Source organism: Isoptericola sp. NPDC056618 (genome assembly GCF_042792715.1).
Lineage (GTDB): Bacteria > Actinomycetota > Actinomycetes > Actinomycetales > Cellulomonadaceae > Isoptericola > Isoptericola nanjingensis.
The window spans coordinates 168,044-189,212 of the sequence record NZ_JBHTVZ010000003.1 but is presented as its reverse complement, the minus strand read 5'-3'; the positions used below and the strand labels follow the sequence as shown (position 1 = coordinate 189,212).

Genomic DNA, 21,169 nt, shown 5'->3' with positions numbered 1-21,169 from the left:
TCGAGACCCCCGACGGCGACGTCGGGTTCGCCGGCGCCTGACCGGCCGCGTTGTTCCTCCTGGAGGGCGGGTTCGCGAACGCGGACCGCGAGCCGCACTGGCACCTGCGCTGGTGCCTCGACCGCATGGCCGTCGGTGAGACGATGGAGGTCGGGGACGCCCGCGTCGTCCGCGAGACGGCGCCCTGACGGGATCGCGCGCTACGAGAGCGTGCGCGTCACGTGCTCGAGCCAGCGGGCGACGGTGGCGAGCTCGTCGTCCGTGAAGCCGTCGGCGAGGCGGTCGTTCAGCTCGGCCAGCGCGGCGCGGACGTCGCCGAGGGCCGCCGTGCCGGTGGGCGTGAGGTCCAGGCGGACGGTGCGGCGGTCGTCGGGGTCGGTGCGGCGGCGCACGAGGTCGGCGCGCTCCATGCGAGCGAGCAGGCCGCTGGCGCCGGCGGGGGAGGCCTGCAGCGCGGCGGTCACCTCGCCGATCGTCGCGCCGGGGTGGTCGGCGAGGTGCAGCAGGACGCCGGCGGCGGGGGCGCCGAACCCCTGGCTACCGTTCCTCTGATGACCGTGCGCTGCGGCGTGTGCGCCGCCGCGCCGCGCGATCCAGCGCCGCATCTGGCGCTCTGCCGCGGTGGTCAGGAACACCAGCCGCGGCGGACGGCGCGTCATCGTCGCGGCTTCCTGGCGCGGAAGCGGACGTTGCCGTCCTCCTGCGCCGGGGCGGCCCTCGCGCGGGCGTCGAGCCAGGCGAGGAGCTCGGGCCACAGCGTGTCGCGCAGTCCACGACGGAAGAAGCCCATGTGCCCGATCGTCTCCACGCCGCCGTCGGCGGGGCTCCACGTGCGCCGCTCGACGCGGGCCGCGGTGAGGCGGTCGGTGATCGCGTCGATCTGGGCGGGCGTGGCCCACGGGTCGTCGGTGAACCCGACGGCGAGGACGTCGCCGGAGACGCGCGCCGCGTCTGCGACGGCGGTCATGGTCGGGTCGTCGAAGAAGTAGTTCGGCATGGTCGACCAGCGGCTCCACTCGAGCATCGCGGCGGCGGTCATGTCCTCCCCGAGGCCCATGCGGCGGCCGGGCACGTAGCCCAGCAACCGCGCCGTCGCGGGGCCGAGCACCCGCAGGATCAGCCGGACGCGCGCCCGCTCGGCGCGGTCGGGGATCGTGGACGTCGCGGCGACGTGCGACGCGACCGTGACGAACCCCGCCAGGCCCCGCGACCCGTTCCCCAGTGCGAGCGCGTGCCCGCCGATGCTGTGCCCGATCGCCAGCTGCGGCACGTCGCCGAACCGCGGGCGCGCCCACGCGGCGACCGCGGGGACGTCGTCGGACATCCAGTCCCGCATGCGCAGGCCGCGATGCTCGCGCGGGCTGCCGGACCGGCCGGTGCCGCGGTAGTCGTACGTGATGGCCACGTACCCGCTGGCGGCGAGGAACTCCGCGAACCCCGTGTACAGGCGCTCGGGGACCGCCGTCGCGGGGTGGATCACCACGACGCCTCGGGGCGACTCGTCGGCGGGCTTCCGCACCGTGCCGACGACCCACCCGCCCGCCGGGATCTGGATCCGCAGCTCGTCCGAATCCGCCATCGTCGCGTCGTCACTTCGCATGCGAAATACCTTAGCGGGCTGCACGGCGGGAACCATCCGCGGCCGACACGCCGCACGTCGCCCGGCCACGGGCGGCGTGCGGCGATGCGGCCTAGCCCCGCCCTGAGCTCTTCACCAGCCGAGCGGCCGCGGCGGTCGCCGCGGCGGCCCACGCCTGCGGCACGCCGGCGTGGGTGTACCGCACGGGTGCGGGGAACTCGTCGGTAGAGAAGCCGCCGAACAGCTCGGGCAGCCGCCCGTCGAACGACGCGGCGGCGTCCAGGAGGCCGGCCGCCACGGTGCGTGCCTGACCGGTGAGACCCGCGCGGGCCATCCCGACCGCCGCGAGGGCGGTGTCGTGCGGCCAGACGGAGCCGTTGTGGTACGACGTCGGCGCGTAGCGCGCCTGTCCCGAGGCGAGGGTGCGGATGCCGAACCCGGTGAAGAACTCGGGCGCCAGCAGCCGGTCGGCGACCGACGCCGCTTGCTCGGCGTCGAGGATGCCGCACCACAGGAGATGGCCGGCGTTCGAGGCGAGGGCGTCGACCTGACGGCCGTCGCCGTCGAGGGCGAGCGCGGGGAACGCGTCGTCGTCCATCCAGAATCGCTCGAGGAACCGGGAGCGCAGCTCGGTGGCGAGGTCGTCGAGCTCGTCCGCCCAGGCGGGGTCGTGCCACACGGTGCGGGCGAGGCGGGCGGTGTCGACGAGCCCGCGCCACGCGTAGCCCTGGACCTCGCAGAGCGCGATGGGCCCGGTGGCGAGCGTCCCGTCGCGGAACGCGACGGCGTCGTGGGAGTCCTTCCAGCCCTGGTTGATGAGGCCGGCCGGGTCGGGCACGTAGGTGACGAACCCGCCGGCGTCGAGGCCGCCGGGGCCGCGGAGCCAGTTGACGGCGGCGCGCGCCGCGGCCTGCAGCTCGCCGGAACGCGCGTCGGCCGGGTCGAGTGCACCCAGGGCCACGAGGAACAGCGCAGTGGCATCGACCGTGCCGTAGTAGCGCGAGTACGGCACCAGGCCGAGGCGGGCGAGGTCGCCGACCCGGACCTCGTGCACGATCTTGCCGGGTTGGGCGAGCTGCTCGGGCTCGTGCGCGGTCGCCTGGGTGCGGGCGAGGGCGTGCACGACGTCGGGCAGCAGGCCGGGCCGCTCCTCACGGGCCAGCAGCGACGCGAGGATGGAGTCGCGGCCGAAGAGCGTGAGGAACCACGGCGCGCCGGCGGCGGGGATCGACAGGTCCTCCGCGCCAGGGCAGGGCATGACGAGCGCGTCGAGGTCGTCGAGCGCGCGGGCCGCGGGAACCGCACCGGAGGAGCGGCGGGCGAAGCGGCTGTCGGTGGCGTTCTCGGCACGCCCCGCTGCTGTCGCCCGGACCTCGATGACAGCGGTCTGGCCGGCGTCGAGGCGCAGCTCCCACTCGAGGACGGCGTCGCAGCCGGTGCGCACGTCGTCCGGCGCGGGCGACGTGGTGATGCTCGTGGTGTGCGTCAGGGTGGTGGCGCCGTCGGTCACGGCGCCGTCGAGGTCGGCGCCGTCGGGACGCGGGCGCGGCGTCGTGGTGGTCGTGGCGGCGAAGGCCCGCCCGTCGGAACGGACGGCGAACTGGTCGGCGAAGTCGGCGGCGGCCGTCAGCCTCAGCCTCAGGACGCTCGTACCGGGCGCGGTGCGGGTGATCCGCCACCGCTCGTGCAGGCCGTCGCGCCACACTTCCTGCTCGCGGGCGAGCAGGAAGCCTGTGGGCTCGTTCCGCGCGGTGGGCGGCACCAGCGCGGTGGCGCGGCGGGAGGCGCCCGCGTCCGTGCCGGCCACCTGGAACGGCACGGTGCCCTCGGGCGTGCTCAGCTCCAACCGCCAGGTGCTCAGGTGCCGCACGTCGTCCAGGTACAGCCCCTGCGCACCGACGGCCGAGGGGAGGACGTCGCCCGCCTCGTTCGCGAGCAGCATCGTGCCGGCCCGCACGAGAGTCGTGTCGGTGGTCATGCGCGGTCGCTCCCCTCGGGGCGGGTGGTGCGGGAGAGCAGGTCGACGGTGAGCGCCGCCGTCCAGCTGAAGTTGCGGGTGCCGTGCCCGGCGCCGGTCCACGGGTTCACGTACTCCGGGAAGTCCTCCCGCACGGCCGCAGCCGTCATCGGGCCGACGTACCCGTCGGCCGCGTCCCCCAGGCCGTGGGCGCGCAGGCCCTCGAGCACCAGCCACATCATGTTGAACCAGGCGGGCCCGCGCCAGTACAGAGCGGGGTCCAGGTCGGGCGCCGTCGCGTCGTAGCTGGGCGCCATGACCGGGGGCGTCGCGCCGTCGACGTCGAGGAACCGCGGTCCCCGCGCGGTGCGCACCAGGGCCTCGGCGCGACCTGAAGGCAGGACGTCGGCGGGGACAAGGAGGGCGAGGAGGCCGCCCACCGTGGCCTTGCGGACGAGCTCGCCCGTGCGGCGGTCGAGCGCGACGTAGGCCCCGAGGTCGGCGTCCCACAACGCCTCCATGGCCGCGACGATGCGCGCCGCCTCGGCGCGGTGCAGCGCGCCGTCGTGGCCGAGCGTCTCCGCGATGTCCGCCATCGCCAGCTCCGACCGGGCCCACAGAGCGTTCGTCGTCGGGTCGTCCACGACGAAGGGGTGGTCCGGGTCGACGTCGGCACAGTCGTGGTCGCGGTAGCGCTCGGCGAGCCAGAAGTACTTGCCGTACTCCTTGCCGCTCGGGCGCTCGCCCGCGTCCGCGTGCCTGAGGTCCGGTCGGTCGATGACCGCGCGCGGTGTTCCGGGCACGCGGGCAAGCGCGTCGTCCCACAGGGGGGAGTTGTCCGTGCCGGACTCCCAGGGGTGCACGACGGCGGCGAGGCCGTCCGCCGCGGCCCGGCGCTCGCGCAGGTAGCGGTGCCAGGCCACCAGGCGCGGGTACGCGCGCTCAAGGAAGCGGCGACGCGCGGACTCGGCCGGGTCCTGGGCGTGCACCAGCCAGACCGCCCACGCATGGACGGGCGGCTGCACCAGGCCTGTGGTGGGCACGGGCGGGCTGCCGGGAAGGTCCGCCGAGCCCCAGAACGTCGCGCTGGGCGCGTAGTCGTCGTCGCGCCGGGTGTCGTAGACGATCTGCGGCAGGCGGCCGTCAGCCCATTGGCTGGACAGCAGGCTGTCCAGCTCGAGCTGGGCGCGGCGCGGGGAGAGATGACGCAGGCCGATCGCGATGAACGCCGAGTCCCAGCTCCACTGGTGCGGGTACAGGCCCGTGGCGGGCACGGTGTACTGGCCGCCCCAGTTGCGGCGCAGGACGGCGGACGCGGCCCCGAGGGAGTCCACCCGGGCCGGGGCGTCGAGCGCCGTCACGCGAGGTACCTGCGCAGCAGCGGCGGGACCGTCGGCAGCAGGACGTCGGCCGCCCCCGACAGGCGGGACTCGATGGCCACCGGACCGGTGTAACCGGCCGCGCGCAGCGTCGACATCTCAAGGGCGAAGTCCACGTGGCCGGCGCCGGGCTCGAGCCGGTTCGAGTCCGAGGCCTGCACGTGCGCGATGAACTCGATCGCGTCGGCGAGCGACCGTGCCGGGTCGGCCTCCTCGATGTTCATGTGGTACGTGTCCGGAGCCAGGCGGAACGCCGGGTTGCCCACCTCGCTGCACAGCGCGACGCCCTGCGCGATCGAGTTGACCATGTGGTCCTCGTACCGGTTCAGCGGCTCGAGCAGGATGTGCGTCCCCACGGACGCGGCGTGCTCGGCGAGGCGGCCAAAGGCGTCCACGAGCTGGGCCTGGTCGTCCTCGGGGGAGCGCGGCGGCTCGAACGGGGGCAGCCGGCGGGAGAACATGCCGTACGACGCCGGGGTCATCGCCCCGACGCCGTCGAGCTCGGCCATCACGGTGAGCTGGGACGTCATCTGGCGTACGGCGTCCTCCGCGAGGTCCCTGTCGAACGCGCCGACGAAGTGCAGCATCTCCACGCACACGGTGGGCATCACGACGCCGTTGGCGTGCGCGCGGCGCAGCTCGGGCAGGCGCTTCTCCAGGGCGAAGTCGCCCTGCCCGCGCAGCTCGAGGCCGTCGAAGCCCCACGAGCGGGCGACCTCGAACTTCTCCTCGACGTCGCGCCCGGGCACGTGCTGCTCCTGGACGAGGATCGGGTTCACGATGTTTTGCTCCTCGGTCTGCACCCGGGTCGGATCGGCGGCGCTCATGCGTCCAGCACCACCTGGAGGGCTGCCGCACCGTCGGTGTCCAGCAGCTCGTAGGCGGCCGCGGCGTCGGCGATGGGGTACCGGTGGGAGATCAGCTCGCGCACGTCGGGGGTGCCCTGCGCGAGCAGGTCGACGACGGTGCGCTGCAGGCGCGGCACGTCCCAGCGGGCGTGCAGCCGCGGCGGGACACCGCCGATTTGCGAGGCGACGATCTGCACGCGGTTGTGGTGGAACTCGTCACCGAGACGCAGGGGCTGTGCCTCGCCCTGGTAGAAGCCCGACGCGACGACGGTGCCGTCCGGCCCCACGACGCGGGTCGCGGACTGCAGCGCGTGGTAGTTCCCGGACAGCTCGATCGCGACGTCGACGCCGGTGCTGCCGGTGAGCTCGCGCACCTGGTAGGGCAGCTCGGGGCCGGGGGCCAGCACGTCGCGGGCGCCGAACTCCTTCGCGACCTCGCGGCGTCGCTCGATGCCGTCCACCGCGATGACGCGCGCGCCGGCGAGCGTCGCAAACCGGGTGGCGAGCAGCCCGATGACGCCCTGGCCGAGGATGACGACGGTGCTGCCGGGGTTGAGGTCGGCGGCCAGCACGGCGTTGAGCGCGATCGCGCCCACGCGCACGAAGCAGCCCGCGACGGGGTCCAGGCCCTCGGGGAGCCGGTGACCGCGCAGTGCGTCCTGGGTCAGGACGCCCTCCGAGCGGTGCCCCCAGATGCCCCACACGACGTCGCCGACCGCGACGTCGTCGTCCGCGGCCGGGCGCTTGGGGTCGGGGGAGACCTCGACGACCTCACCCACCTCGGAGTATCCCCAGCCGTCCAGCGGGTACCCGGGCGGGGCGACCTGGTCGGCGTCGCGGAAGACCTTGGACTGCGGGTCCCAGGTGGAGGTGAGGTACGGGTTTGTCCCCCGGTAGGCGGTCAGCTCGGTGCCGGCCGAGATCCCGGTGGCGATGGTGCGGACCCGGACCTGGCCGGGCTCCAAGGGCTGCGGGGTGGTCTCGATGACCTCGACGCGGCGGGGTGCCGCGAATCGCACGACCTGTGTCACGAAGCGTCCGTTCCTGGCCCGTGGGCCACATTGAGAAGGCGTCCTTGCTACTTCAGCATAACCACCTTGCAGAAGTGCTAGTGTGCACGGGCGTTGCTCAGCGAGGAGCGCTCGTGCTCGGAGAGGAGAGGGCCCATGACCGCACCGTGGCAATCGCGGCGACTCAGGCAGGTCGGCTGCATCGCCCTGGCCGCCGCCGTCGTCGCAGGGACCGGTGCCTGCGCACCACCGTCGGACGCCGGCGACGACGACACGCTCGTCGTCTGGTCGCTGGAGAACCTGCCGGAGCGGGTCGCGGCGACCCGCGCCATCATGGACCGCTTCACCGACGAGACCGGGATCGACGTCCAGCTCGTCGCCGTCGACGAGCAGCAGGTGCCGCAGCTCATCCAGTCGGCGGTGCTCTCCGGCGAGATGCCCGACGTCATCGGCGCGCTCTCACTGTCGTACGTGCGGCAGCTCGCCGGCCTCGGCCTGGTCGACACGGCGACGACGAACCAGGTCGTGGCGGACCTCGGCCCGGAGACCTTCGAGGACTCCGCGCTCGAGCTGACCAGCGACGGTGACGACCACCTCTCGGTGCCCTCCGACGCGTGGAGCCAGGTCCTCGTGTACCGCAAGGACCTGTTCGAGCAGGCCGGCCTCGAGCCGCCCACGTCCTACGACGCGATCCGCAAGGCCGCCGACGAGCTGACCGGCGACGGTCGGTTCGGCATCACCCTGGCGACCGACCCGGCGGACGTGTTCACCACGCAGTCGTTCGAGTCCCTCGCGCTGAGCAACGACTGCCAGCTCGTGGACGCCGCCGGCGAGGTCACCCTGGATTCGCCCGCGTGCCAGCAGACGTGGGACCTCTACGGGCAGCTCGCCACCCAGGACTCGCCCCGCGGCACGCAGTCGGTGGACTCGACCCGCGCGACCTACTTCAACGGCAGCGCCGCCATGACCGTGTGGTCCACGTTCATCCTCGACGAGCTCGCCGGCCTGCGGAACGACGCGATGCCCGCGTGCGACGAGTGCGAGAACGACCCCGAATGGCTCGCCCGCAACAGCGGCGTCGTCACCTCGATCTCAGGGCCCGACAACCCTGACGGCGCCACCTACGGCGAGATCACCTCGTGGACGCTGATGGATGGCGCACCCACCGACCAGGCGTCCCAGCTCGTCGAGTACATGCTGTCCGACGGCTACGAGGACTGGCTGGGCATGGCCCCCGAGGGCAAGTTCCCCGTGCGCGCCGGCGACGCCGAGGACCCGCAGCGGTTCGCCGACGCGTGGGAGAACCTCGAAGCCGGCGTCGACACCAAGAAGCCCCTGGCCGACGTGTACGACGCGCAGACCATGGACGCCCTGCGGTCGGTCGGCAAGAACATCGACCGATGGGCGATCACCGAAGGGCAGGGCGGGCTGCTCGGCCCGGTCAGCACGCAGCTTCCGCTGTCCAAGACCGTGAGCGAGCTCGCCGGCGGCCTGCCGCCCGAGGACGCCGCGGCCCAGGCCCAGCGCGACGTCGAGGCCATCAACGAGGAGGTCGAGCAGTGAGCGCACCGACCATGACCCGGCCGGAGGCCGCTCCGGTGGCCCGGCGGCGGGCCTCCCTGGCGTCCCGGCTGGAGAACCGCGACGGCCTGATGATGATCGCGCCCACCGCGCTGATCATCCTCGTCGTCATCGTCATCCCGATCGCGTGGAACGTCGTGCTGGCGTTCCAGGACACGTCGCTGGAGACCATCGCCCAGCAGGGCATCACCGGCTCGCCGACGCTCGACAACGTCATCGGCGTGGTCACCGCCCCCGGATTCTGGTCGTCGCTGTGGACGACGGTCGTCTACTCGGTGTGCGCGACCGCCGGGTCGGTCGCCGTCGGCCTGGCGGCGGCGCTGGCGTTCCGGCGGCCGTTCCGCGCCCGCGGCGTGCTGCGTGCCTTCATGCTGCTGCCGTACGTCGCGCCGGTCGTGGCCGTGGCGTTCGTGTGGGAGATGCTGCTCAACCCGCAGTACGGGCTGGTCAACACCTGGGGCACCTCCCTGTTCGGATGGGACCAGCCGGTGGACTTCCTCGGACAGAAGCCCTTCGCCCTCATCACCGTCATCTTCTTCGAGGTGTGGCGGTACTTCCCCTTCGCCTTCATGTTCCTCACCGCCCGCCTGGTCGCCCTCCCGAACGAGATCGAGGAGGCGGCCCGCGTGGACGGCGCGACGCCGTCGCAGGCCTTCCGGCACGTGATCCTGCCGCAGCTCGTGCCGACGATCGCGCTGCTGTGCCTGCTGCGCCTGATCATGACGTTCAACAAGTTCGACGACGTCTACCTGCTGACCGGCGGCACCGCCGGCACGGAGATCGCGCCCGTGCGCGTCTACAACCAGCTCACCGGCAACCTCGACATCGGCGGTGCCGCCGCGAACGCCCTCGTGCTCGCGGTCGTGCTCGCCCTCTTCCTCACCGTCTACATGCGGTTCTTCGGCCGGAAGGAGCAGGACTGATGAATCGGCTCGCCTTCGAGCTCAGGCTCTGGCCCATCCTGCGGTGGGTGCTCATCGCCGTCCTCGTGATCGCGACGGTCTTCCCGTTCTACTACATGGTGCTGCTCAGCTTCGTGCCCATCGAGCAGCTGCTGCAGCACCCCGAGCGGCTGTGGGTGCCCCTCGAGAATCTCACCACCGACACCTACACCGAGGTGCTGCGCAGCGAGGCCGACGGCGGCCAGGGCTTCGGCCTGTTCATGCGCAACTCCGCGATCGTGTCGCTCTCGTGCACCTTCCTCACGTTGCTCGCCGTCATCCCTGGCGCGTACGCCGTCTCGCGGCTGACGTTCAAGGGCCGCGACTCCATGGGCGCACTGTTCCTGGCCGTCTACCTGTTCCCGGCCATCGTCATCGCGATCCCGCTGTTCGTGGGCTTCTCCCGCGCGGGGCTGGGCACCTCCCTCGTCGGGCTGGTGCTCGTCTACATCGCGCTCACCGTGCCGACGTCGATCCACATGCTGCGCTCCTACTTCGAAACCATTCCGGGATCGATCGACGAGGCAGCCACGCTCGACGGCGCCAGCCGGTGGACGATCCTGCGGCGCATCACCGTGCCGCTCGCCATGCCGACGATCATGTCCACCGCGCTGTACATCTTCATGATCGCCTGGAACGAGCTGCTCTTCGCGCTGTTGTTCCTGGTCACCGACCGGGACAAGTGGACCGTGTCGCTCGGGCTGTCGCAGCTCGCCAACGGCATCGAGGTGTCCAAGACGGTCCTGATGGCGGGGTCGGTGCTGCTCACGATCCCGGTAGTGCTCCTCTATGGTCTCGCGGAGCGGGCGCTGACCGAGGGGCTGACGGCCGGCGCGGACAAGGGCTGAGAGAGCGGGGCGCACGAAGCATGGGTATCGGACCGGGAGACGTCCTCGAGCTGGTGCGGCACGGCCGCGCCACCACGCGGGGGGAGATCGCGGAGGTAACGGGCCTGTCGCGGGTCACCGTCGCCCAACGGGTCGACGCCCTCCTGGAGGCCGGGCTCGTCGAGGGCGCAGGCGCAGGCGACGCGACCGGCGGACGACGGGCCACCCGGCTCGGGTTCAACGCCCGGGCCGGGCGGGTCGGCGTGGCCGTCGTCGAGACGGCCCACGCGCAGGTCGCGGTCACCGACCTCGCGGGCGAGATCCTCGCCCGCTCGACGCTCGACGTCGACGTCGCGGACGGCCCGGAACCCACGCTCGCCGCCGTGTCCACGGCGCTCCGCACCCTCCTCGACGACGCCCCGGACGCGCCGCTCCTCGGCGTCGGGGTGAGCCTCACCGGACCGATCGACCCCGCCACCGGCCGGCCGAGCGAACCTCCCATCCTGCCCGGCTGGGACGGGTACGCCGTGGCCGAGGACGTCGTCGAGCGGCTCGGGCGCACCGTGCCCGTCGTCGTGCGCAACGACGCCGACGCGATGGGCTTCGGGGAGTACGCCGCCCTGCCCGACCCGCCCAAGTCCCTGTTCATGCTCAAGGCGTCCACCGGCATCGGGTCCGGCATCGTCCTCGACGGCCGGATCTACCAGGGCAACGACGGCGCCGCCGGAGACATCGGGCACGTGCGCGTGCCGGAGGCCGAGGGCATGGTGTGCCAGTGCGGCGCGACGGGGTGCCTCGCTGCGGTCGCGTCCGGGCGTGCGGTGGTTCGCCAGCTGCGCGAGCACGGTCACGAGGCGCAGTCGGGGCGCGGCGTGCGGGAGCTGCTCGCGCACGGCGACCCGGACGCCGTCCGCCTCACCCGCGAGGCCGGCCGCACCATCGGCCGGGTGCTGGCCACCGCCGTCACGCTCGTCAACCCGGGCATGCTGCTGCTCGGCGGCGACCTCGCCTCGGGGGCGCTGCTCAGCGGCGTCCGCGAGTCGCTGTACCCCGCGGTGCTGCCGCGGGCCACGCGTCATCTGTCCATCCAGCTCGCCCGGCTGGGAGACGACGCGAGCCTCGTCGGCATGGCCGGCCAGGTCATCCAGCAGGAGCTGTCGGCCGAGGCCGTGAACAGGAGGATGGCGTGAGCACCGGACCCGTGTCCGTCGGTCTCGTCGGGACCGGCTACTGGGCGCGCACCATGCACGCCCCGCTGCACGCCGGCGACGGACCCACCCGGCTCGCGGGCGTCTGGGGCCGCGACCCCGACCGGACCGCCTCGGTCGCGGCCGAGCACGACGTCACCGCGTTCCGCAGCTTCGAGGAGCTGCTCGACTCGTGCGAGGCCGTGGACTTCGCCGTCCCACCGGCGGTCCAGGCCGAGCTCGCCCCGCAGGCCGCGGCGCGGGGCCACGGGCTGCTGCTCGAGAAGCCCCTCGGACTCACCCTCGACCAGTCACGCCGCGTAGCCGACGCCGTGCAAGAAGCGGGTGTGCCGCACCTGGTCGTGCTGACCAAGCGCTACCACGCGCGCACCCGCGACTTCCTCGCCGCTGCCGCACGACTGCAGGACAAGGGCCCGATGCTCGGCGCGTCCGCCCGCTACCTGCACGGCGGCTTCCTGCAAGGGTCCTTCGCCGCCGCCGCCGACACCTGGCGGTCCGGTCCGCTCGGCGCCCTGCGCGACCTCGGCCCGCACCTGCTGGACCTCGTCGACCTCGCCGTCGGGCCCGTCGTCGCCGTCGCCGCCGAGCAGGCGCGCGACCAGCTCACCACCGTCACCACCTGGCACGCCGACGGCGCCGTCGCCCAGTCCGTGCTGTCCGGGGCCGTCGCCGCCGACGGCGTGCTCACCGACGTCGACGTCTACTCCTCCGCCGGCGTCGCGCGCTACACCACCGCCGACATGGACCACGACGAGTGCTGGACCAGCGTCCGCAGTGAGCTCGCATGCGCAGTCCGCAGCGGAGCCCCCGTCACCGTGGACGTCGCCCGAGCCACGCGCGTAGCCCTGCTCGTCGATGCTGTCGAGAGGTCACTGGCCGACGGGGCCCGCGTATCCGTCGAGCGGTAGATCGTGCCGTTGGCGGACCGAGCTCGGTCCGCCCCGTACGCACCCGCGAGGACGTCCACACGTCTGGCACCCGAGGCAGTTCGAGCACGGCGTCTGCCTAGCGGTCTCTCCCGCGCCCGGCCAGCGGAGTCACGCCCGCGAGCAGGTTGTCGAGTTGGTCCACCGGGGCCCAACCATTGATTGCGACGCTGCCGTCCATCCCAACGCGGATCTCCACCCGATCGTGAAAACTCGTCAGCCTGGCCGCCAGGTGTCGATAGCGGTCCGTGAGGAAGTGGAAATTCTGGTTGGTCGAGCCCACCCAGGGCCGCGCAAAATCGGGAGATTCCGCGCGGTAGGGGCCGTCCACCAGAATGTCGGTCTCGGCCAGCAATGTGCCTGCACTCTCTGGCGCGTTAGGCCCCTCAAGGGTGGTGAGCTCGTACCCGCTGAACACCATTACGGAGAGCCCGGCACGACGGACCTTTGTCGCGAGCTCCGCGAACCCAGCGGCTTGATCGAAGGGTTCGCCGCCTAGCAGGGTGATGCCTTCGATGGAATCACGTTCGGCCGCGCGCATGACGTCCTGTGCGAGGTCGTCCACGTCGACCACGCGTCCGCCCTTCGCACCCCACAGGTGTGGATTGAAGCAACCCGGGCACCGGATGGAGCATCCCTGTGCCCAAACCGCAAACCGCGGTCCTGGACCCTCGGCCTCGGTGCGCTGGACGGTGGACCCGATCCTGAGCGCCAGGCCGTCTCGGCTATCAGAAGTCAAGGATCCGCCCGCCTGGTTGGTTGGGCGGCGCCGTCGGGTGCTTGCGCTGGTCCTGGATATTGCCCGGCGAGGCAGGGGGCGGGCCAAAGTGCACTCTTCCGCGGATCTTCACCATCTCGTGCGGTTGAAGGCCCACAGCAGCAATGAGATCATTGAGGTCGCGGAAGCCGCCGCGTTCGTCCCGGACGGCGATGATGTGCGCAGCGAGCGCCGAATCGCCCCCCGCAGCCAGAGTGAGCTCGTCAGCGGAACACCCGTTCACATCCACCGGAACCGCGGTGGCGGCACGATGCGGCGCTACAGCTGCGGACGGTGAGGAAGTATCGACCGGAGCGGTGGTGCTGGGCGGTGCCGCAAGGTACTGACCTGTGTCGACGCCGAGCACGCTTGCCTGCGGCGCCGCCGAAGTGGAGTGTGCGGCGAACGGTGTGCCTGGCGATGCGGCGCTGCTCGATGACTGGTTGTACCAGGCGTGCGCCTCTGTACGGGTAGCGCGCCATCTCAGGTACGCGCGATTAATGATCGCACCATAGAGGATGAGCCCCACCCAGCCGAAGAAGATAAGGCCGGCGCCGAGATCGCTGACCTGTTCACCTTCGGTGTTCGGGTCGGAATCGGGAGTGAAGATCCATAATGCCGCAGAAACCGCGCAACCGATCACCATGGCGATCCAGAACTTCCTGGTACGCACACGCAGGCCAACGTAGACGAAGCCCACGAACGAGAGGAGGCCCACCCCAAGTATGACGGCGAGCATCCATGCGCTGTGGCGGATTCTCCAACCCCTCGTGGCGAGGGGCGATGTCGGACTACTGCTGGCGGAGCTCATCGTCTGTTTCTCTTTCAAGGGTCGTTTGATCGTATTCTTCGGTGAATTTGCTGGTGACGGTCCGGGCGTCTAGGAGATCCTCGAGGAGGGCGCTGCTGTCGAGGCACTTCGGTCCAGCCATGCCCTTGGTCTCGGCAGCGAGCGAGCCGTCGGGCCCCACGATCACGATGATCTGCTCTGCGGTCACGATCCCCCCTGGTGCACATCGAGGACGAGGGTGACGCTGTCGTCGTCCTCGACCCTCTCCGAAACGACAGTCAGGCCGGCCGCTGGGGCGCGCTCGTGCAGACGAGTGAGCACGGCGCGTTGGACCTGGCGACCGTAGGCGAGGTCGACCGCCTTGACGATGGTGGTGGCGGAGTCCTGGTCGACGTCTCCCGTCATGTCGACCTGCCAGATTCCCTGGTCATCCCGACGGAACTCGGCGTGAATGGCCTGCCAGTCCGCCACAAGTGCTTCCGCTGACCAGGTCACGACGGCTTGAGTGTCGGCGAGGGCGGCCGCAAGGAGGCGCACGTCCCGCATCCGTGTCTGAACTCGCTGGATGGTCATGCCCTCAACGTCGGAGTCGGGCCGGGAAGCCTTCTACGCGGCTACGGCCGCGAATGCTAGGGGAACCAAAGTCAGTGAAACGCTCATCAGAAATCCACCATCCTCCCGCCCCGGGCAAGCGGCTCCGATGCTTCCGACGGTGCCGCGAGTCCGGACGGTGCCGGGGGAGGTGTTTCCGGGCTCGTCTGCTCGTAACCCGAGCGATCCTCCGCGGCCGTTGCGGCGACAGCCCGCGAGGCCGCCCAAGCGCGGACCTCGGTGATCTGTTCAGCTTGGGTGACGCTCAACGGGACCATGTTCCTGATTGCCCGAAACAGGTCGTCCTCGACAAGCAGACGTCGTTCTGCGAACGCGTCGAACAGCGAGACGACGACGGCCTGCTCGATCTCGGCTCCCGAGTAGCCTTCGGTGGCGTCTGCCAGTCGGTCGAGCAGGGGGGCGGAGACGCGTAGAGCGCCGCTGGCCTTGCTCTCACGCAGCCTCTTGTTGATGTGCAGCGTCCAGATGTCGCGCCGCTCCAGGCGTGTGGGCAGGTCGATGAAGAAGATCTCGTCAAAGCGCCCCTTCCGAAGGAACTCGGGTGGCAACCCATCGACGTTGTTCGCTGTAGCGATCACGAACACCGTTGCGGATTTCTCCTGCATCCAGGTCAAGAACGATCCGAAGACGCGCGACGAGGTTCCGGAGTCCCCGCTGCTGCCGACACCCGAGAAGCCCTTCTCGATCTCGTCCAACCAGAGGATGCAAGGGGCCATGGCCTCCGCGGTGCGTATCGCCGCGCGCATGTTCTGTTCGCTTGAGCCGACCAGGCCGGCAAAGATCTTGCCGATGTCTAGACGCAGGAGCGGCAACTCCCAAGCGGCGGCGATCGCTTTCGCCGTCAGAGACTTCCCGCATCCAGGCACCCCCGTCATGAGGACGCCCTTGGGTGCAGGCACGCCGTATTGGGTGGCCTCATCGAGCCAAGAGTCATCTCGCTTCGTGAGCCATCGCTTGAGGTTCTGTAGCCCGCCGACGTCGTCAAGCTTCAGGCTGACGTCGACGAAGTCCACCAGGCCCGCCTTTCGGACGGCCTGCCGCTTCTCAGCCTGGACGACGTGGACGTCGTCGTTGGATAGCACCCCGTCGTCAACCATGGCCCGCGCGAAGGCGTTCGTCGCCTCGTTCAGGGTGAGTCCGAGCGCAGCCTTGGCGAGTCGTTCGCGGCCGTCACGATCGACATCTATCCTGATCCGGCTCCCTTCTACGGTATTGGTGGCGATCATTGCGTCGAGCACCCCGCTGATCTCTTTCTCTGAGGGCAGCGGGAAGTCGACCAGAGTGATCTCCTTCTCGAGCTCCCGCGGGATCCGCAGCAGTGGGGCCACGATCACCAGCACGCGCGCGGTGGCGCCAGACTGAAATGCTGCGGCAGCGTCACGCAAGCCGCGGACCAGTCGGGGTTCCGCCGGGCGCCGGTCATCGCCCAGCTGGGCATGTAGATCGAGCATGACGAAGACCCCCGCTTCGCCCTTCCGTAGCATCCAGTCGATGGCCTGTTGCGGATCGTCGGTACCGCGTTGGGGTTCGCCGTCCGGGCCGACGAACCCTCGCGTCGCGCTCCAGACGTAAACGGGGCGCGTAGTGCGCATCTGGTTCCGGTCGGAAGCGACGGAGCGAACCTCATCGACGACACGGACTTCTTCGAACGACTCGATGTAGAGCACCGGGAAGCGGGCACGAAACAGCAGTGCTAGCTCGTCTCGGAACGAGCTCGAGACAGAGTTCACGGCGTCGGTTCCCTCCTGTGCCCGGCGAATCCACTCATGGTCTCAACGCGTCGCCCACCCGGCACGTCGTAAGCGCCGGGAGCAACCGTTGGGCGCAAAACGCACGTCTCGAACCGTAGTCGGATCCGGACCCACACCTAGTGCGTATGACGGTGTCACTGCGGGTGATTTCGGCAGGACAGGGCTACGCCTACCTGCTGCGGTCGGTCGTGACCGGTGACGGGAACGAGCCTCGGGCGTCGGCGTTCACGCGGTACTTCACGGAGGCGGGCACGCCGCCCGGGGTGTGGATGGGCCGTGGGGTCGGGCACCTCGGCGACGGCGCACTGCAGCCGGGGATGACGGTGACGCCGGCGCAGCTGCAGGCAATGCTCGGTCACGGAGTGGACCCGGTCACCGGCGAGCCGCTCGGGCGCCAGTTCCGCGAGTACCCGACGGCGAAGGATCGGGCCGCGCGCCGGGTTCGAGACGTGGATCGTTCGCTGCCGGCGGCAGAGTTCGACGCCGAGGTGGCGCGGATCCAGGCACGGGAAGCGGCGCGTGGTTCTCAGACGTCGACGGCGGGGTTCGATCTGACGTTCTCGGTACCGAAGTCGGTGTCGGTGCTGTGGGGCCTGGCGGATGCGACGACACAAGAGCTGATCGTCGCGGCGCACCACGACGCCGTCGCGCACGTGCTGGACTTCCTGGAGCGGGAGGTCGCGGCCACACGAACCGGCCATGGGGGAGTGGCGCAGGTACCGGTCGTCGGGGTGGCGGCGACGGCGTACGACCACTGGGACTCGCGGGCGAACGACCCGCAGCTGCACACGCACCTGGTGATCTCGAACAAGGTCAAGGCCGCCCACGACGGGCAGTGGCGCACGCTGGACTCGCGCGCGCTGCACCACGCCGTCGTCGCGCTGTCCGAGCACTACAACGCCGTCCTCGCGGACCGGCTCACGAACACGTTCGGCATCGGGTGGGAGCGGCGCGTCCGCGGGCCCGACAGGTCCACGCAGTGGGAGATCTCGGGCGTCATGGACGAGCTGCTGGCGGAGTTCTCCTCCCGCAGCCACGACATCGAGGTCGTCAAGGACCGTCTCATCGAGGAGTTCGTCGCGACGCATGGGCGCCGGCCGTCCGCGAGGCAGGTCGTGAAGCTGCGCGCGCAGGCCACGCTCGAGACACGCCCCGAGAAGACCATCCACTCCCTGGCGGACCTGACCGCGGACTGGCGACGTCGAGCCCAGCCCCTGCTAGGCAGCGAGCCGACGGCCTGGGCGCAGCGCGTGGCACTCGGAGGGTCCGTACCGGTCCTCAGCGCAGACGCCGTCCCACCGGATCTGGTCGACGACGTCGCCGCCCAGGTCGTCGACGTCGTCTCGCAGAAGCGCGCCACCTGGACGCACTGGAACCTGTGGGCGGAGGCGTCCCGACAGACGATGGGCTGGCGGATGGCGACCGCCGCCGACCGTGAGCAGGTCGTCGCGCTCGTCGTCGACGCCGCCACGCGGCGTTCCGTCCAGCTCACGCCCTCCGAGCTCGCCAGCACCCCTGCGGCGATGCGCCGGCCCGACGGGACGAGCACCCTGCGCCCGCAGCACAGCGAGAAGTTCACCAGCCATGAGTTGCTGGCCATGGAGGACCGCCTCCTGCGCCTCGCCGACGACGCCGGCGGGCCGGTCGTCGGACGGACGACGGCGTCGCGCGTCGTCGCTGGACGGACGCCTGACGGCGTCAGATTCGAGGCCGAGCAGTCTCGCGCCGTCGCGCAGGTGCTTACGTCGGGCCGGCGGCTGGATGCGCTTGTCGGCCCGGCCGGCACGGGCAAGACGACGGCGATGTGTGCCCTGGCGGCGGGGTGGATCGCCGCGCACGGTCGGGGGAGCGTGGTAGGGATGGCGCCGTCGGCCGCGGCAGCGCAGGTGCTGGCTGGCGATCTCGGCATCCGCTGCGACAACACCGCGAAGTGGATCTATGACCATCGCCGCGGGCGCGCGGACTTCGCGCCGGGGCAGCTCGTGATCGTCGACGAGGCCACGCTCGCCTCCACGCTTGCCCTGGACACGGTCGCGTCCCGTGCCGCGCAGGCCGGCGCGAAGGTCGTGTTCGTCGGCGACCCAGCCCAACTGCAGTCCGTCGACGCCGGCGGCGCCTTCGCCATGCTCGTCTCGGCGCGCGGCGACGACGCGCCGCGGCTGGCCGAGGTGCACCGGTTCGCGCACGAGTGGGAGAAGACCGCCTCACTGAGGCTGCGCGACGGGGACCCGGCCATCATCGACAAGTACGAGACACACGGGCGCATCCGCGAAGGCAGTACCGACGAGATGGTCGACGCCGCCTACAACGCCTGGCGACACGACGTCGGCACGGGCCGCGCGAGCATCCTGGTCACGGAGGCCTCCGAGACCGTCCGACAGCTCAACGACCGCGCCCGCGCCGAACGCATCCGCTCCGGCGCGACCTCCGCCGGTCGCGACGTCGTCCTGCGCGACGACGCACGGGCCTCCGCAGGCGACGTCGTCGTCACGCGCCGCAACGACCGCCGCCTGCGGACGGGGTCGAACACCTGGGTGCGCAACGGCGACCGCTGGAAGGTGACCCATGTGCGCCTCGACGGCGGGCTGGAGGTCCGCCCTGAGGGGCGACGGCGGGGGAGCGTCGTGCTGCCGGCGGGCTACGTCGCCGAGCATGTCGACCTCGGCTACGCCGTCACCGCTCACCGCGCTCAAGGGTTGACCGTCGACACCGCGCACGTCGTCGTCTCGCCGTCGAGCACCCGAGAAAACCTCTACGTCTCGATGACCCGAGGCCGCCAGGCGAACACCGCCTACGTGGCGCTCGACAGGCCCGACCCGCTGCACGCCACACCGCCCGACCTGGACGTCACCGCGCGCAGCGTCCTGTTCGGAGTCCTGAATCACACCGGCGCCGAGGTCTCGGCGCACCAGGCGACCGAGATTGAGCAGAACCGGTGGGCCGGCATCCGTCAGCTCGCGGCCGAGTACGAGGCCATTGCCACCGCCGCGCAACGAGACCGCTGGATTCGGCTCGTGCGCAGCACTCTGCGCAGCGCCGGCGGGTTCGCGCGCGACGACGCCGACAGGGCGGTGCAGTCCGAGGCGTTCGGGGTCCTCGCCGCGGGACTTCGACGTGCGGAGGCGTACGGGTACGACGTCGACGCGCTGCTGCCTCGCCTCGTCGTCCGGCGCAGCCTGCTCGACGCCGACGACGTCGCTGCGGTCCTGGTCGCGCGCCTGGGCCGCGCGACCACTCGACCGTCGCGTGATGTGCAGCCTGACCTCGTCGAGGGGCACATCGTTGCCGCCCGCGGCCCGTTGCAGGACGAGGTGGTCCGCGCCCTGGGCGAGCGTCGCGCGCTCATCGAGGCGCAAGTGCACGCCGTCGAGAGCGATACCGGTCCCCGCCGAGCTGGAGTCGGGAGGAGCCGGTCTGCGTCGACAGCCGGTGCCGGTCGTCGTCAGCACGGACATGCGCGACCGGGCGTCACGATGTCGTGAGACACCAACACAGAACGAGGCAGGCAAGGCGCGATGGGTGGACCAACTCAATAAGCGGACTGCATGCGCGATCGCGAGTGAAATCTCGTAAGGGACCGGGTGAGTGATGACGTCGCACGGAATGTCCGGTACGGAGCGGTGTGGGAGCTCGCGGCTCTCAGCGGAGGACAGCCCGGCACACGAATCGGTTCGTCGTCCCACCCAGAATTGACGAGAGCACTACGACCTCTCGGGCCTCAAGCTCGAACAAGACTGCGGCCGTTACGAATTGGATGCCGAATTCGATCAGCTCGTCTGGAACATGCCGCTGGCTAGGTCTCGTCCGCTGCCGACTCGTCAGTCGGGCCCGACCAGCCGCTGTGCCGCACGGTCGTAGACGTAGTCGACAATGTCCCCCGATATGATCAGCTCGATCGCCTGGTCAATCACGCTCCGGGGGACGACGAACCATTCCGACGGATCGTAGGCACGGCCCTTGTGGTCGGACTGCGTGATGTCGAGGCGCGCCTCGGCGAAGACCCGGTGCAGCAGGTGCTCGAGGGTTGACACCTTGAGGTTGTACGTCCGGTAAGTGGCTACCACTTCTACGGCGGCCATTAGGTACGTAGCGGACTTTTCGGCGTTCTTAATCCGATTCGCAACCGCTCCGCGGGTGAATCCGATCTTGTGCAGGTCCTTAATCGTGCCGATCTGAGGATCATCGCTGAGAGATCGGAGCACATAGATGTAGCCGCTGGCCTCATCGTCGGTAAGGATCTCTGGTGCCTCGGACTGAACGACGATCTGTCCGTCCTCATCGCTCAATCGAATCGCCAACGACTGGCGGTACATCGACGATTCGGTGCCATTCTCGAAGATGCATCGCAGTCGTTCGCGCTTATTCTCTCGAACGGTGGTCTTCTTGTACTCTGTCTCGCCGACGTCGGCGACGAGGAGCATTACGCCGTTTAGGACGAAGAATGCGCCCGGCACGATGTGGGCCATCCCCGGGTACGGCAAGAGCCTGCTCGCGCCGTCACGCAGCTCTGCGTGCTTCTGTTTGAACAGCGGTTCGAACTGTTCGAAGTCCGCAGCCTTCTCTCGGCGAGCGGCATTCCCGCTGTCGTAGACCTGGCGTCGGACAGGAAGGTCGGAGACGTCCAGCAGCCCGGACTCGTCGTCGAGCAGGTCGGCGTGGTCTCCCCCGAGCAGGTCGTCAATCGACGCCGGAGGCTCGGGCGTCGCCAGAAGGCCCAACTCGTCGATCGGCATGAGCGCAGCGATCTTCTCGTCGTTGGCGAGGATCCCGTCGAGGCGTGCACCGAGCTTGCGTTCGGCGATCTCGCGCGTCGTCGAGCTCGGGATCCTGCCGTGCACCCGACGGAACTCAATGATCTCCAAGAACGCTCGTTCCAGGCGATGAGCCGACGTGACCTTTGCCGCCTTCGCAGGGGCGTCCAGGAGCCCGTCGAAGTCGGAGTCGAGGATCTCATCGATACTGCGTGGAAGGTCCGTGCCCACGGCCTCGATGTCGTCGTTCAC

19 protein-coding genes are annotated in these 21,169 nt (G+C 70.6%); 7 read left to right on the top strand and 12 right to left on the bottom strand.

Annotation, left to right across the window (positions count from 1 at the left end):
* The first annotated feature begins 50 nt into the window (after window positions 1-50).
* Window positions 51-188, top strand: a complete 138-nt coding sequence (locus ACFQ8T_RS06735) for a hypothetical protein (RefSeq protein WP_430545780.1) — start codon at window positions 51-53, stop codon at window positions 186-188.
* A 12-nt stretch (window positions 189-200) separates the two neighbouring features.
* Here the strand turns inward: ACFQ8T_RS06735 and ACFQ8T_RS06730 are convergent, their stop codons facing one another.
* The 6 genes from ACFQ8T_RS06730 to ACFQ8T_RS06705 all read right to left on the bottom strand — a co-directional run bounded on the left by ACFQ8T_RS06730 (window position 201) and on the right by ACFQ8T_RS06705 (window position 6,794).
* Entirely contained in the window at window positions 201-659 is a 459-nt protein-coding gene (locus ACFQ8T_RS06730) for a MarR family winged helix-turn-helix transcriptional regulator (protein WP_430545779.1), read from the bottom strand.
* Complete coding sequence (locus ACFQ8T_RS06725) at window positions 656-1,600, bottom strand: serine aminopeptidase domain-containing protein (protein WP_430545778.1); 945 nt, start codon at window positions 1,598-1,600, stop codon at window positions 656-658. Before ACFQ8T_RS06725 ends, ACFQ8T_RS06730 begins: the two co-directional genes overlap by 4 nt.
* A 91-nt stretch (window positions 1,601-1,691) precedes the next feature.
* A complete protein-coding gene (locus ACFQ8T_RS06720) occupies window positions 1,692-3,557 on the bottom strand; it encodes a glycogen debranching N-terminal domain-containing protein (protein WP_430545777.1) in 1,866 nt (621 codons plus the stop codon).
* On the bottom strand, window positions 3,554-4,897 hold the full coding sequence (locus ACFQ8T_RS06715; protein WP_430545776.1) for a hypothetical protein: 1,344 nt from the start codon (window positions 4,895-4,897) through the stop codon (window positions 3,554-3,556). The genes ACFQ8T_RS06720 and ACFQ8T_RS06715 overlap by 4 nt, the downstream gene beginning before the upstream one ends.
* Window positions 4,894-5,742, bottom strand: a complete 849-nt coding sequence (locus tag ACFQ8T_RS06710; RefSeq protein WP_430545775.1) for a sugar phosphate isomerase/epimerase family protein — start codon at window positions 5,740-5,742, stop codon at window positions 4,894-4,896. Before ACFQ8T_RS06710 ends, ACFQ8T_RS06715 begins: the two co-directional genes overlap by 4 nt.
* Window positions 5,739-6,794, bottom strand: coding sequence for a zinc-binding alcohol dehydrogenase (locus ACFQ8T_RS06705; RefSeq protein ID WP_430545774.1), 1,056 nt, complete (start codon window positions 6,792-6,794; stop codon window positions 5,739-5,741). Before ACFQ8T_RS06705 ends, ACFQ8T_RS06710 begins: the two co-directional genes overlap by 4 nt.
* A gap of 135 nt (window positions 6,795-6,929) precedes the next feature.
* On the opposite strand from ACFQ8T_RS06705, the gene ACFQ8T_RS06700 reads away from it, so the two are divergent.
* Genes ACFQ8T_RS06700 through ACFQ8T_RS06680 form a run of 5 tightly spaced genes read left to right on the top strand, consistent with a single transcriptional unit; the run spans window position 6,930 to window position 12,238 of the window.
* A complete protein-coding gene (locus ACFQ8T_RS06700; protein ID WP_430545773.1) occupies window positions 6,930-8,336 on the top strand; it encodes an ABC transporter substrate-binding protein in 1,407 nt (468 codons plus the stop codon).
* Window positions 8,333-9,277: a carbohydrate ABC transporter permease gene (locus ACFQ8T_RS06695; protein WP_430545772.1), complete on the top strand. Its 945-nt coding sequence runs from the start codon at window positions 8,333-8,335 to the stop codon at window positions 9,275-9,277. The genes ACFQ8T_RS06700 and ACFQ8T_RS06695 overlap by 4 nt, the downstream gene beginning before the upstream one ends.
* Window positions 9,277-10,143, top strand: coding sequence for a carbohydrate ABC transporter permease (locus ACFQ8T_RS06690; RefSeq protein WP_430545771.1), 867 nt, complete (start codon window positions 9,277-9,279; stop codon window positions 10,141-10,143). The genes ACFQ8T_RS06695 and ACFQ8T_RS06690 overlap by 1 nt, the downstream gene beginning before the upstream one ends.
* A 20-nt stretch (window positions 10,144-10,163) precedes the next feature.
* Window positions 10,164-11,312 (top strand): ROK family transcriptional regulator, encoded by a 1,149-nt coding sequence (locus ACFQ8T_RS06685; RefSeq protein ID WP_430545770.1) that lies wholly within the window; start codon window positions 10,164-10,166, stop codon window positions 11,310-11,312.
* Window positions 11,309-12,238: a Gfo/Idh/MocA family protein gene (locus ACFQ8T_RS06680; protein ID WP_430545769.1), complete on the top strand. Its 930-nt coding sequence runs from the start codon at window positions 11,309-11,311 to the stop codon at window positions 12,236-12,238. Before ACFQ8T_RS06685 ends, ACFQ8T_RS06680 begins: the two co-directional genes overlap by 4 nt.
* Before the next feature lie 97 nt (window positions 12,239-12,335).
* On the opposite strand, the gene ACFQ8T_RS06675 is transcribed toward ACFQ8T_RS06680, so the two are convergent.
* The 5 genes from ACFQ8T_RS06675 to ACFQ8T_RS06655 all read right to left on the bottom strand — a co-directional run bounded on the left by ACFQ8T_RS06675 (window position 12,336) and on the right by ACFQ8T_RS06655 (window position 16,145).
* Entirely contained in the window at window positions 12,336-12,995 is a 660-nt protein-coding gene (locus ACFQ8T_RS06675; protein WP_430545768.1) for a 4Fe-4S single cluster domain-containing protein, read from the bottom strand.
* On the bottom strand, window positions 12,985-13,713 hold the full coding sequence (locus ACFQ8T_RS06670; protein WP_430545767.1) for a ComEA family DNA-binding protein: 729 nt from the start codon (window positions 13,711-13,713) through the stop codon (window positions 12,985-12,987). The genes ACFQ8T_RS06675 and ACFQ8T_RS06670 overlap by 11 nt, the downstream gene beginning before the upstream one ends.
* 91 nt (window positions 13,714-13,804) lie before the next feature.
* Window positions 13,805-14,011, bottom strand: coding sequence for a DUF2997 domain-containing protein (locus tag ACFQ8T_RS06665; protein ID WP_430545766.1), 207 nt, complete (start codon window positions 14,009-14,011; stop codon window positions 13,805-13,807).
* A complete protein-coding gene (locus ACFQ8T_RS06660; RefSeq protein WP_430545765.1) occupies window positions 14,008-14,376 on the bottom strand; it encodes a hypothetical protein in 369 nt (122 codons plus the stop codon). The genes ACFQ8T_RS06665 and ACFQ8T_RS06660 overlap by 4 nt, the downstream gene beginning before the upstream one ends.
* An 86-nt stretch (window positions 14,377-14,462) precedes the next feature.
* Window positions 14,463-16,145, bottom strand: coding sequence for an AAA family ATPase (locus ACFQ8T_RS06655; protein ID WP_430545764.1), 1,683 nt, complete (start codon window positions 16,143-16,145; stop codon window positions 14,463-14,465).
* A 164-nt stretch (window positions 16,146-16,309) separates the two neighbouring features.
* Between ACFQ8T_RS06655 and mobF the strand changes: the two genes are divergently transcribed.
* Window positions 16,310-19,648: a MobF family relaxase gene (gene mobF / locus ACFQ8T_RS06650; RefSeq protein WP_430545763.1), complete on the top strand. Its 3,339-nt coding sequence runs from the start codon at window positions 16,310-16,312 to the stop codon at window positions 19,646-19,648.
* A gap of 336 nt (window positions 19,649-19,984) precedes the next feature.
* On the opposite strand, the gene ACFQ8T_RS06645 is transcribed toward mobF, so the two are convergent.
* Window positions 19,985-21,169 (bottom strand): GIY-YIG nuclease family protein, encoded by a 1,185-nt coding sequence (locus tag ACFQ8T_RS06645; protein WP_430545762.1) that lies wholly within the window; start codon window positions 21,167-21,169, stop codon window positions 19,985-19,987.